General features: G+C 67.6%; 10 protein-coding genes. 2 read left to right on the top strand and 8 right to left on the bottom strand.

Annotated features, from left to right (window positions below; all coding sequences use genetic code 11):
- Window positions 1-81: 81 nt before the first annotated feature.
- On the bottom strand, window positions 82-2,319 hold the full coding sequence (locus AC3WOE_RS27795) for a TonB-dependent receptor plug domain-containing protein (RefSeq protein WP_492695253.1): 2,238 nt from the start codon (window positions 2,317-2,319) through the stop codon (window positions 82-84).
- A 175-nt stretch (window positions 2,320-2,494) separates the two neighbouring features.
- Complete coding sequence (locus tag AC3WOE_RS27790) at window positions 2,495-4,825, bottom strand: Tex family protein (RefSeq protein WP_492695251.1); 2,331 nt, start codon at window positions 4,823-4,825, stop codon at window positions 2,495-2,497.
- 228 nt (window positions 4,826-5,053) lie between these two features.
- On the opposite strand from AC3WOE_RS27790, the gene AC3WOE_RS27785 reads away from it, so the two are divergent.
- Together AC3WOE_RS27785 and AC3WOE_RS27780 are read left to right on the top strand one after the other, a co-directional pair.
- The gene (locus AC3WOE_RS27785; RefSeq protein ID WP_492695249.1) at window positions 5,054-5,938 is read left to right on the top strand and encodes a hypothetical protein; all 885 of its coding nucleotides are present in this window, start codon (window positions 5,054-5,056) and stop codon (window positions 5,936-5,938) included.
- Window positions 5,935-7,104: a hypothetical protein gene (locus AC3WOE_RS27780; protein WP_492695248.1), complete on the top strand. Its 1,170-nt coding sequence runs from the start codon at window positions 5,935-5,937 to the stop codon at window positions 7,102-7,104. Before AC3WOE_RS27785 ends, AC3WOE_RS27780 begins: the two co-directional genes overlap by 4 nt.
- Here the strand turns inward: AC3WOE_RS27780 and AC3WOE_RS27775 are convergent.
- From AC3WOE_RS27775 to kdgR, 6 genes are all read right to left on the bottom strand, one after another.
- Complete coding sequence (locus tag AC3WOE_RS27775; RefSeq protein WP_492695246.1) at window positions 7,070-8,341, bottom strand: TIGR03862 family flavoprotein; 1,272 nt, start codon at window positions 8,339-8,341, stop codon at window positions 7,070-7,072. The genes AC3WOE_RS27780 and AC3WOE_RS27775 overlap by 35 nt on opposite strands.
- 42 nt (window positions 8,342-8,383) lie before the next feature.
- Window positions 8,384-9,199: a DUF6585 family protein gene (locus AC3WOE_RS27770; RefSeq protein ID WP_492695244.1), complete on the bottom strand. Its 816-nt coding sequence runs from the start codon at window positions 9,197-9,199 to the stop codon at window positions 8,384-8,386.
- 86 nt (window positions 9,200-9,285) lie between these two features.
- Window positions 9,286-10,173 (bottom strand): SDR family oxidoreductase, encoded by an 888-nt coding sequence (locus AC3WOE_RS27765; protein WP_492695243.1) that lies wholly within the window; start codon window positions 10,171-10,173, stop codon window positions 9,286-9,288.
- Window positions 10,170-10,625: a GNAT family N-acetyltransferase gene (locus AC3WOE_RS27760; RefSeq protein WP_492695241.1), complete on the bottom strand. Its 456-nt coding sequence runs from the start codon at window positions 10,623-10,625 to the stop codon at window positions 10,170-10,172. The genes AC3WOE_RS27765 and AC3WOE_RS27760 overlap by 4 nt, the downstream gene beginning before the upstream one ends.
- Entirely contained in the window at window positions 10,625-11,644 is a 1,020-nt protein-coding gene (locus tag AC3WOE_RS27755; RefSeq protein WP_492695239.1) for an NADP-dependent oxidoreductase, read from the bottom strand. Before AC3WOE_RS27755 ends, AC3WOE_RS27760 begins: the two co-directional genes overlap by 1 nt.
- An 85-nt stretch (window positions 11,645-11,729) precedes the next feature.
- A complete protein-coding gene (kdgR, locus tag AC3WOE_RS27750) occupies window positions 11,730-12,530 on the bottom strand; it encodes a DNA-binding transcriptional regulator KdgR (protein ID WP_492695237.1) in 801 nt (266 codons plus the stop codon).
- Window positions 12,531-12,544 lie beyond the last annotated feature (14 nt).

Here is a 12,544-nt window from a genome sequence, read left to right as displayed (position 1 = left end):
CTGCAAGCATCGCCGTCCCCTCGGGGGACCGACCAGACTCGCGCGCGTTCAGCGCCGCGAGCTGGGCGAGGGGCGTCTGTTTCAGAACTTGTGTTCCCAGTTGACGGCGTACCAAGCCACCGGCTTGCGCTCGTTCAGCGCGAAGTCGTCCAGGTTGGTGAAGGTCACGCGGTTGCCCTGCTTGGGCTGGAACAGGCCGTTGACGCTGAAGCGAACGCCGTCCTGCTTGGTGACCTGCATGGCGGCGAAGGCGTCCAGCGAGCGCGACGGCAGCGTCTGCTGGGCCTGCAGGGCGCTCTGCTGCACATTGAACTTGGGCGCGATCTGGGCGCTGAAGCCCATGCTGATGGGCAGGCTCTTCATGCGGTAGTCCGCGCCGAAGTTGAACTGCCAGGGTTGCTGGCCTTCCAGGCGGTTGTCGGGGCCCTGGATGTCCTCGACCTTGGAGCGGTAGAGGTTCAGCGAAGCGCGCAGCGAGAGCGCCGTCGTCGGCTCGAACAGGCTGGGGAAGAGCTCGCCGGCGCGGCCCTTGACCTCCAGTTCCAGGCCTTCGGTCGTCGCCTTGGCGAGGTTGACCTGTGTGATGACCCAGCGCTGCGTCGGTGCCCAGGCGACGGTCTGCAGGCGCGGCTGGTCGGTGCGGATCAGGTTGGTGATGCTGCGGTGGAAGACGCCCGCCGACACCAGGCCGCCGGCCGGCAGATAGCTTTCGTAGGCGATGTCCAGGCCGGTGGCCAGCTCGGGCTTCAGCGCGGGGTTGCCGACGCGGTCGGGCGTCACGCGCGTGTTGCCCTGCGTGAGCGGGTCGGTCGTGTTGATGGACGGGCGGTTGATGAGCTGCTGCACATCGGGCGCCTTGTAGCTGCGCGTCAGGCTGGCACGCACCAGGTCGCGGCCCTTGGGATCGGGCTTGAAGTTCAGGTGCAGCAGTGGCGTCGTGACCTTGCTGTTGCTCTGGAAATCGCTGTTGCCGATGGCGCCGCTGCCAACGCTCTCGGTCTTGATCTGCTCGTGGCGCACGCCGAAATAGGCCGACCACTGCTTGTTGATCTCCCACTCGTCCTGGGCGTAGACCGCCGTGCGCGTGATGGTGGCGTTGAAGGGCTGGCCTTCGATGCCGGGCAGCAGCTCGACGCCGTTCTCGATCGTCGTGCGGTTCTCGTCGCGCACGCGGCGCTCCAGCTCGCTGCCCACCGTGATGGTGTGGGCCTCGCCGGCGTACTGGCTGTACTTGCCGCCCAGCGTCGCCTGGTGGTTGCGGTTCTTGCCGGTGGTGCGGCGCGAGATCGGCGTGGCGCCGTTGCGGCCTTCGAAGTCGAAGTCGAAGTCGGCCCCACCCGAACCCGCGCCGGCGCGCAGCTCGATGCGGCGGTCCTCGTTGAAGCGGTTGTTGTATTGCAGGTTGACGCGGTTGGCGGCGAAGGTGCCCTTGTTGTGCGTCGTCTCGTCGATGGTGCGCGGCGTGTAGAGGGCGTCGCTGTCCGCCAGCTTGGTGACGGTGTTGGCGCCCTCGTTGCGGAACTGGTTGTTGACGAAGAAGCCCTGCAGGGTCAGCGTCTCGTCGTCGCCCAGCTTCCAGTTCAGGCGCGGCGACACATTGAAGCCGCGGCCATGGGCGCGGTCATAGCCCTCGTTGCTGACGTGCTGACGCAGTTGCAGCGGCGGGGTCGGCGCGGCATTGGTCAGGCGTTCGCCGTCGAGCTCGTTCTTGAAGTTCCACTGGTAGAGCGAGACGGGGATGACGAAGCCCAGGCCGCCCAGGGCACGGTCGCCATAGGTGAAGCCGGCGTTGATGACGGGCTTCTCGCTGGCATAGGCGAGCCCCAAGCGCAGGTCCTTCTGCACGACGCGCGGGGCGTCCTTCAGGATGATGTTCAGCGTGCCGGCAATGGCTTGGGCGCTCTGGTCGGCCGTCGGGGCCTTGCTCACCTCCAGGCGCTCGACCTGGGCGGGGTTGAGGTTGTCCAGGCTGAATCCCGGGGGCGCCGGCTCGCCGTTGACGAGGATCTGCGTGTAGGCGCCGCCCAGGCCGCGCATGCGCAGCTGGCCGCCGGAAACGTTGATGCCCGGCAGGCGCTTGAGCACATCGCTCAACTGCGTGTCGCCGTATTTGTCCAGCTCCTCGCGGCCGTAGAGCTGCTTGGCCACGGGCTCGCGGCGGCGCAGGTCGGTGTCGTTCTGCTGACGGCTGACGGAGACGCGCTCGAGCTGGTTGTTGCCGCTGGGCGTCGGTGACGTCGAAGCGCGGTCGACCTCCTGCTGGGCCAGGACCAGGGCTGGGCTGAGCAGAAGCAGCAAGGCGAGGGCGGGGGTTTTCAAAGCGGACTCCGGGGATTCTTCAAGGCGGCGCGCACCATAGCGGCAGCGCTGTCACGGCGCAGCGCTGCTGCGACCAGTTGCGGGTTTCGGGACGCCAATCGACGGCCCGTGGTGCGGGCCGCGATGATGGCAAAGCTTTGTTTCAATGACGAAGGTCAGGCTTCACAAACCAGTGTCAGCGCTTGAGCTTGGCGAATGCCGCTGCCATGGCATTGCCGCCGGACGGTTGGGAATCGCGCGAGCCGCCGCCGGAGCGTTCGTTGCGCGCCGCCGGGCGGAAGCTGTTGTCTTGCTTGGGACCTCGCGGCGCCTGGGCATCCAGTTTCATCGTCAGCGAGATGCGCTGGCGGGCGAGGTCGACCTCCAGCACCTTGACCTTGACGATGTCGCCGGTCTTGACCACCTCGCGGGCGTCGTTGACGAATTTGTTGCTCAGCTGGCTGACGTGGATCAGCCCATCCTGGTGCACGCCCAGGTCGACGAAGGCGCCGAACTGCGCGACGTTGCTGACCGTGCCTTCGAGCAGCATGCCGGGCTGCAGATCCTTGACGTCCTCGACACCGTCGTTGAAGCGGGCCACCTTGAAGTCCGGGCGTGGGTCGCGGCCGGGCTTCTCCAGCTCGGCCAGCACGTCCTTGACGGTGATGAGGCCGAACTTGTCGTCGGCCAGCAGTTCGGGCTTGAGCGTGCGCAGCACCTCGCTGCGGCCGACGATCTCGTCGGCCGTGCGCTTGAGCTGCGCCAGCGCCTTCTCGACCAGCGGGTAGGTCTCCGGATGCACGCCCGAGAAATCCAGCGGGTTGTCGCCGCCACGGATGCGCAAGAAGCCGGCCGACTGCTCGAAGGTCTTGGGACCGAGGCCGGTCACGTCCAGCAGCTGCTGGCGATTGCGGAAGGCGCCGTTGGCGTCGCGCCAGCGCACGATGCTGCTGGCGACCGAGGCCGACAGGCCGGAAACGCGCGCCAGCAGCGCCTGCGAGGCGGTGTTGAGGTCCACGCCCACCTTGTTGACGCAGTCCTCGACGACGGCGTCCAGGGCGCGGGCCATCTCGCTCTGGTTGACGTCGTGCTGGTATTGGCCGACGCCGATGCTCTTGGGGTCGATCTTGACCAGCTCGGCCAGCGGGTCTTGCAGGCGGCGGGCAATCGACACGGCGCCGCGCAGGCTGACGTCCAGGTCGGGCAGCTCCTTGGAGGCGAACTCCGAGGCCGAGTAGACCGAGGCGCCGGCCTCGCTGACGACGACCCGCTCGATCTTGACGTTCGCGTCCAGCGTCTGCAGCTTCTTGATCAGCTCACCGGCCAGCTTGTCGGTCTCGCGGCTGGCGGTGCCGTTGCCGATGGCGATCAGGTTGACGCCATGCGTGGCGCAGAGCTTGGCCAGCGTGTGCAGCGAGCCATCCCAGTCGCGGCGCGGTTCGTGCGGATAGACGGTTGACGTGTCCAGCACGCGGCCGGTGTCGCTCACCACGGCGACCTTCACGCCGGTGCGGATGCCCGGGTCCAGGCCCATGACGACGCGCTTGCCGGCGGGCGCGGCCAGCAGCAGGTCGCGCAGGTTCTCGGCAAAGACCTTGATGGCCGTGGCTTCGGCGGACTCCCGAAGACGCGCAAACAAATCCCGCTCCAGGCTCAAGGAGAGCTTGACCTTCCAGGTCCAGGCCACGGTCTTGCGGATCAGCTCATCGGCAGGGCGGTTGGCGTGGCGCCAGCCGAGGTGGGAAGCGATGCGGCCCTCGGCCAGGCCGGGCTTGCCGGCGACCGGTTCCTCGTCCAGCACCAGCTTGGCGTCCAGCAGCTCTTGCGTTCGGCCGCGGAAGACGGCCAGGGCGCGGTGCGAGGGCACGGTGCGGATGGGCTCGGCGTAGTCGAAGTAGTCGCGGAACTTGGCGTTGTCCGGCGTGTCGGGACTCTTGCCGTCCATCAGCTTGGACTGGAACAGGGCTTCTGCCCACAGCCACTCGCGCAGCTTGCCCACCAGCACGGCGTCCTCGGCCCAGCGCTCGGACAGCAGGTCGCGCACGCCGTCCAGCACGGCGAGGGCATCGGCAAAGCCGCCCTCGGCGTTGATGAATTTGGCGGCCTCGGCCTGCGGGTCCAGCGTCGGGTTGGCGAACAGCTGGTCGGCCAGCGGCTCGAGGCCGGCTTCCCGGGCGATCATGCCCTTGGTGCGGCGCCTGGGCTTGTAGGGCAGGTAGAGGTCTTCCAGCTCCTGCTTGGTCGGCGCGGCGTGGATGGCAGCCTCGAGCTCGGGCGTCAGCTTGCCTTGCTCGGCAATGCTTTTCAGCACGGCTTCGCGGCGCTCGGCCAGCTCGCGCAGATAGGCCAGGCGGGCATCGAGCTCGCGCAGCTGGATGTCGTCGAGGCCGTCGGTGGCCTCCTTGCGGTAGCGGGCGATGAAGGGCACGGTGGCCCCGCCATCCAGCAGGTCCACGGCGGCCTGCACCTGCGCGGGCCTGACTTTCAGCTCGGCGGCAATCTGGGAAACGATCAGCTTGTTGTCCAAAACGGGCTCTGGAAATCGGCGAAAAGCCTTCGATTTTCCCACACGGGTTCTGCGCGTCTCTCAGGCCGTAAAGGTTGCTGACGCGAGTCGCGTCAAGTCTCCTTTTCCTGTAGCTGCGATCTGTAGCCCCGCACGCGATTTCTGCGGGTTACCGAGGGTTTGCCAGACCTGCCCCCTCCCTACAGTCGCCGGCGCAGTACCGATAGACAAACAAAGACAGGAGACAAGATGCGGAAGGTTATCTCTCGCGGGTTTCTGGTGGTTCTCGGTATCGCCCTCGCGGCCGGGACCGCATTGGCGACGAATTACTCGTTGTGGATCAACGGCCGCACCGGCGGCGGTGTGGCCGGCAACTACGCCGACTTCACCTACTGGGGCCCGGCCGGCACGGCCGCCGGCGTCAACAAGAAGGCCGTCAACTGGGACGGCTACAGCCATGTCTCGGACAAGAACTACCTCGTCCGCAATGCGCTGGACTGCTATTGCACCGGCACGAACTGGTGCTACATCGCCGTGCACAGCGCCGGCAACCTGCAGATCGGCTACACCCTGGCCCTGTACGGTGGCTCGTCGCGCTACAAGAAGAACGCGACGCCCGGCGCCGACGGCTCTTGCGCCAACAGCGACGGCACGACGCAGACGGGCTGGAACATCAAATGGGTGGACGTGGCCGCCGGCGCCGCAGGCGGCAGTGAGTTGGCCAATGCCGGTGACTGGGCCCTGAGCGAGCCGCTGGTGAGCGACCTCAAGACCGGCACGGCCCGCGCCATGTACGACCACAACAACACCCGCAGCAAGATCTTCTATCTGTGGGCCGGCGCCAAGGGCACGCTCTACTCCGGCATCCTGCCCGGCCAGGACGACGAGGCCGTGGCCTATCACTCGGCGGGCGGGGTCTCGGGTTCCGGCGGGGGCAGCTATTGCAATCCCAGCGACTGGTTCTGCAACGACCTGACCCTGGGCACGGCGGCCACCGAAGGCGGCACGGCCAAGTGGAGCAACCACAACGTCGTCTTCCGTGACGACGCCGAGGCCTACAACCACTACACCAACGGCAATTGGCAGGGCACGGTCGGCCTGGTGCGGACCGATATGGTGAACTTCGCGAAGTGAAGCGTCGGGGTCTCTGGCTGGCCAGCGCCGCGCTGGCCGGGCTGATCGCCTGGTGGGCCTGGCCGCGCGGCACCACGGTGCCCGAGGCCCGGGCCTCGATCCCGGCGCACAGCCATCTGGCTTTGCCGGCCGCTGCGGCCTTGCCGGGCGCCTCGCGTCCCCAGGGTTCGCTGACCGAGGCGGCCTTGCGCGATCGCAGGACCGAGCGCGAGTTGCTGCTGCAGCGTCTGGAGCGCGCCCGGCTGGCGTTGGCGACCTACCGGGAGCAGACGCGCTACCCCCACGAGTCGCGGCCGATCGACCAGCACCCCGACCAGGTCCGCCCTTTCGAGCCCATCCGTGAAAGCCTGCCGCTGCGCTTTCCCGGCAGCAAGGGCGCGATTCCCGGTGTGCGCATCCTGACCACCCAGGACCGCGTCTTCATGAGCGGGGACGAGGTCGTCAGGGTCGGCGTGACGGCCCAGGACGAGACGGGCAAGACCCTGCCGCTGCTGATCACGCGTGCCGTGGCCTTCGACCTGCCCGACCCGCGTCAGGCCATCGGCCGCCCCCAGCTGGCGCTGGACTTCAAGGGCAGCGACGGCGTCTACAGCAGCGACTTCCAGCCGTCGCGCACCGCCTTCGCGGACTTCGCCGGCACGCTGCGCCTGCAGCTGACGCTGAGCCAGGACGGCCGCCAGGGCGTCGTCAACTTCGACGTCGTCTACCAGCCCAGTGTGCCGGCCGAATGGGGAACGATCACGGAGCGCGTCGCTGACGGCTCACTGGACTTCCTGGTCGGCCTGAACGTGAAGCAGGCCGGCCGCTATGTCGTCAACGCGCGCGTCGACGATGCCAAAGGGCAGCCCTTCGCCCTGGTCAGCTTCAACGAGGAACTGGGCAGCGGCGCGCAGACAGCGCGGCTGCGCGTCTTCGGCAAGCTGCTGCGCGACGGCGCGCCGGCCATGCCGCTGAAGCTGCGCGACGTCCAGGGATTCCTGCTGATGGAGGACCGCTTTCCCGACCGGGCCATGCTGGCGCGGCGCGAGGGCGTGGTCTACAAGAGCGCCAGCTACGCGCTCAAGGCCTTCTCGGACGCCGAGTGGACCAGCGAGGAGCGTGACCGCTATCTCGCCGAACTGGGCAAGGACGTCAGCCAGCTCGAGAGGCAGCTGGGCCCGCACTGAGCCAGTCGATCAGGCCCCGCGCTGCAGTCCTGCCGCTGGCAAAGCTGGCCGTCAGCAGATAGCCGCCGGTGGGAGCTTCCCAGTCCAGCATCTCGCCGGCGCAGAAGACGCCGGGCAGGGCGGTCAGCATCAGGCCGTCGTTCATCGCCTCGAAGCGCACGCCGCCGGCGGTGCTGATGGCCTCGGCCACCGGGCGCGGCGCATGCAGCGTCAGCGGCAGATGCTTGAGGGCCGCGGCGAGCTGGCCGGCGTCGAGCATCTGCTCGCGTGTCAGCAGCTCGTGTAGCAGACCCAGCTTCAGCGGGCTGAGGTGCAGGCGGCTCTTCAGGTGCGAGGACAGCGAGCGGCTGCCGCGCGGATGCTTGACCTCGGCGAGTACGCGCTCGGGTGTCAGCTGGGGCAGCAGGTCCAGATGCAGGGTGGCCTGGCCGTCGCGGGCGATCTGGTCGCGCAGCGGGCCGCTGGCGGCATAGACCAGCGAGCCCTCGATGCCGGTGGCGGTGATGACGAACTCACCAGGGCGGCTGGCAAAGCCTTCGGTCTGCAGCGCCACCGGCTTGACCGGCTGGCCGGCGAATTCGGTGGCGAAACGCCCGCTCCAGCCGGGGCCGCCGGCATGGGCCGTGGTGGCGCCGACGTCGAAGCCGCAGTTGGCGGCTTGCAGCGGCGCGATGTCGACGCCACGCGCAGCCAGCCAGGGCGCCCAGGCGCCGTCCGAGCCGAGCTGCGGCCAGGAGGCGCCGCCCAGCGCGAGCAGCGTGGCCGTGGGCGTGAAAAGGCGCTCGCCGTCGGGCGTGTCGAAGCGCAGCGCGCCGCCCTCGGTCCAGCCCGTCCAGCGATGGCGCATCGCGAACTTCACGCCGGCCGCGCGCAGGCGCTGCAGCCAGGCGCGCAGCAGCGGCGCGGCCTTGAGGTCGGTGGGGAAGACACGGCCCGAGCTGCCGACAAAGGTCTGCACGCCGAGCGCGGCGGCCCAGGTACGCAGCGCATCGGCGTCGAAGTCACGCAGCAGCGGTTCAATCTGCGCGGCGCGGGCGCCGAAGCGGCTGACGAAGGGTTCGAAAGCCTCGGAATGGGTCAGGTTGAGGCCGCCCTTGCCGGCCAGCAGGAATTTGCGACCGACGGTGGGCTTGGCATCGAAGACGGTGACTGCATGGCCGGCCGCGGCCAGCACTTCGGCGGCCATCAGGCCGGCGGGGCCGCCGCCAATGACGGCGACGTGGTGGGAAGAAGGCATGCGCGATTTTAGGAAATCCGCTGGCGCCTCCGCCCCGGATGTTCAGGCCTTGGGTGCCTTGCGCTCCTGGATGCTCTGCATGATGTCCAGCAGCAGCACGATGTTTTTCACGTGGAAGTGGAAGACGCGGGCCCAGGTCTTGCCGGACTTGTCGAGCAACAGCAAGCAGCCCTTGTCGAACTTGAACGAGCCCAGCTTGTGCCAGGCCAGGAACTTGCGCCCGGCAAAAACATGCCAGTTGCCGATGCTGAATTGCGCCGCCTGCAGGCCCTTGGAGCTGACCTTGAAGGCGCCGAAATCCAGGGTCTTGCCCGCGCGGAGATTGGCCAGCGTGCCGGGGGAGAGATGTTCCGCCAGGCGCAGGCTGATGGCATCGCCGAGGGCGTCCAGCCGCTGGTAGTTGTTGAACTTCAGCCTCGCCCCGGACTTGGTGGCGACGGCGATATACGTCCGCTTGGGCATGGCGCCGGCGCTCACCCGCAACTGGCGGCGTTCCACCGTGACGTAGTCCAACTCATGCCAGGGCAGGGTCCAGCTCTTGCCGGCAAAGGCGTGCTGGATGCCGCCTTCATGGACGTTCACATAGGCGCCGCGGCCTCGATGCCAACGCAGCAGCAGGAACAGCCCCATCGCCGTCGTGATGCACATGGCGATGACGAAAAGCTGGGCCATCAAGGCGGTGCCCGCATCTCCGATGCTCGGCATGGTCAGCCGCTCAAAGCCCATGAACGCCGTGCAGACGAGCAGGCCGACGCCGAGCACCAACAAGGCGGGCCCAGCCGCTCCGATCGGGTGTTCGGCGACCAGGATGCCCAAGGGCGAGGCCGCAGACTGAGCTCGTACTGCGTGTTGTGACATCCCGCGAGTGTCGGCGGCAGCGGCGCCGACGGCCGGCCGCAGCGAGCGCGCAATGCCAAACATTGCACGCCTGCGGCGTCCAGGATTTACTGCGCGCGCAGCTTGGCCTTCAGCGCCTCGCCGATGTCCGGCCTCGCGGCATAGGGGTCGGTGGGATTGCGCTGCAGCATCGCGTCTTCCATGCGCGTCTGCACGCCGGCCAGGGCCTTGGGGTGGCTGAAGATCCAGAACCTGTCGTGGTCGATGGCGTCGAACACCATGGCCGCCACGTCGGCCGCGGTCAGCTTGCCGGAAGACACCGCCTTGTCGGTCTGGGCCTGAGACACGATCTGGCTGGTGGTCGGCTTCGCTCCGGCCAGGTCGCTGGGGCGGTTGCGCTGGCTCTGGCTGATGCCGGTGGGCACGTAGAAGGGGCAGAGCACCGAGGCGTGGACCTGGCTCGTGACCAGGGCGAGGTCGTGATGCAGGGTCTCGGTGAGGGCGACGACGGCTGCCTTGCTGACGTTGTAGACGCCGGACATGGGCGGCACCAGCAGCCCGGCCATGGACGCCGTGTTGACGATATGGCCCGAATAGCTCGGATCGGCCTTGGCGGCCGCCAGCATCATGGGCGTGAACAGGCGCACGCCGTGCACGACGCCGGTCACGTTGACACCCATCACCCAGTCCCAGTCGGTCAGGGCGTTTTCCCAGATCAGGCCGCCGGAGCCGACGCCGGCGTTGTTGAAGACGAAGTGGGGGGCGCCGAAGCGCTCCTGCACGGCGGCCGCCAGCGCTTCCATCTGGTCGGCCTTGGCGACGTCGACGATGCGGGACAGGACTTCCACGTCCTTGAACTCGGCGACCGCCTTGTCCAGCGCATCGGCCTGCACGTCGACGAGGACCAGGTTCATGCCGCGCTGGGCGGCGATGCGGGCGGTCTCCAGGCCGAAGCCGGAGCCGGCGCCGGTGATGACTGCTGTCTTCTTGCTCATTGCTTGGTCTCCTTGCGCATCTCCTGATGAGGGATGCCGTCTTCCATGTATTGCTCGCCGACCGGCGTGAAGCCGAAGCTGGCGTAGAAGCGCTGCAGATGGGCCTGGGCGTGCAGCGTGATCGCATGCCCCGGCCACAGCTGGCCGCATTGCGCGACGGCCTCGGTCATCAGTGCGCGGCCGACGCCACCGCTGCGCGCAGCGGGCGACGTGACGACGCGGCCGATGACGGCGTCTTCGGGCGCCTTCAAGCCCGGCGGCAGCAGGCGAGCGTAGGCCTTCAGCAGCCCATCCTCGTCATGGCCGAGCAGATGCCAGGTCTTGGGGTCGAGGCCGTCGATGTCGAGGAAGACGCAGTTCTGTTCGACGACGAAAACCTCGGAGCGCAGGGCCAGCACGTCGTACAGCGGCTGAGCGCCAAGCTCGGCGAAGGGTACGCAGGTCCAGCGCATCAGACCAGCTTGACGAGCTGCTTGCCGAAGTTGCGGCCCTTGAGCAGGCCCATGAAGGCCTCGGGCGCGCTGGCGATGCCTTCGGCGATGGATTCGCGGAACTTCAGCTTGCCGGTGGCGACCATGCCGCCCAGTTCCTTCAGTGCCTCGGGCCAGACGTCCATGTGCTCGGACACGATGAAGCCTTCGACCTTCATGCGGTTGGTCAGGATGAGCTGGGGATAGGTCAGCGGGATGGGCTCGCCGTTGTAGCCGGAAATCATGCCGCACATGGCGATGCGGCTGAAGGCGTTGGCGCGCAGCAGCACGGCGTCCAGGATCATGCCGCCGACGTTCTCGAAATAGCCGTCAATGCCGTTGGGGCATTCGGCCTTCAGCGCGGCCGACAGCGACTTCAGGTCGGGGTGCTGCTTGTAGTCGATGCAGGCATCGAAGCCCAGCTCCTCGACGACATAGCGGCATTTGTCGGCGCCGCCGGCCAGGCCGACCGCGCGTGCGCCGCGCGCCTTGGCCAATTGGCCCACCACGCTGCCCACGGCGCCGCTGGCGGCGCTGACCACCACGGTCTCTCCGGCCTTCACGTTGATGATCTTCATCAGGCCATACCAGGCCGTCACGCCGGGCATGCCGACCGAGCCGAGATAGGCGGAGAGCGGAATGTGGGTGGTGTCGACCTTGTTCAGCACGCCGCGCTGGGTGGCGTCGACGGTCTGGTATTCCTGCCAGCCGCCCATGCCGACGACCTTGTCGCCGACCGCGAAATTGGCGTTCTTCGACTCGATCACCTCGCCGACCGTGCCGCCGATCATGACCTCGTCCAACGCCTGCGAAGCCGCATAGCTCTTGCTGTCGTTCATGCGGCCCCGCATATACGGGTCCAGGCTCAGGTAGTGGTTGCGCACGCGCACCTGGCCCTCGGCCAGGGCGGCGAGCGGTGTCTCGACCAGGCGGAAGTTGTCGGGCGTGACCTCGCCCTTGGGGCGGGAGGCGAGGAGGATCTGGCGGTTGATGGTGCTCATGAGGGCTGGTGGTTCACACAACAGCCTTCATTGAAGCATTGAGCTCCCAGCCCCTGAGTCCCTGGGGCGACAACGCCTTAGGGACTCAAGTCGAGATCGGGTAGTGGGTGCAGCCCAGCTTCTCGGAGATGTCTCGGCTGGCCTTCTGCAGCATCTTGACGACTTCGGGCGCCTTCTCGACGTCGAAGCGGAAGGTGGGGAAGGACACGCTCATGCCGGCGATGGGCTGACCGAGGCGGTCGAAGATGGGCACGCCCAGGCAGCGGATGTGGTCGTCGAATTCCTCGCGGTCCTCGCCGAAGCCCTGCTTCTTGACCTGCTCCAGTTCGGCCAGGAAGGCCGGGCGGGTGACGATGGTCTTGTCGCGGAAGCGCTTGAACTCGGCGCCATCCAGGATGCGGTCGCGGCGCTCGGGGTGCTCCCAGGCCATCAGCACCTTGCCGATGGCGGTGCAGTGCAGGGGCGCGCGGCGGCCGATGCGCGAATACATGCCCAGCATGTGGCGCGAGTCGACCTTGTGGATGTAGATGATCTCGCTGTCGATGAGGCTGCCCAGGTGGACGGTCTCGCCGGTGGCGTCGGCCAGCATCTGCATGTGATGCTTGGCCAGATCGACCAGTTCGGGCGAGGGCAGGGCCTTGGCGCCGATCTCGAACATGCGCATGGCCAGGCCGTAACGCTCGCTGTCGGCCTCCTGGCGCACATAGCCCAGGCCCTTCATGGTCTGCAGAAAGCGGTAGACCGTGGCCTTGGGCATGGCCAGGCGCACCGAGAGGTCGGTGATACCGATGTCACTGCGCTCACCGAGGGCGTTCAGGATGGCGAACACCTTGAGCACCGCCGCAACCGATTCCGGCTGCTTCGAATCACCAATGTCGTCGTCCATCGTTTCGATTCTTT

This window comes from Roseateles sp. FW305-36 (genome assembly GCF_058787015.1).
The sequence above is the reverse complement of the archived record's forward strand: the minus strand, read 5'-3'. Positions and strand labels throughout refer to the sequence as shown.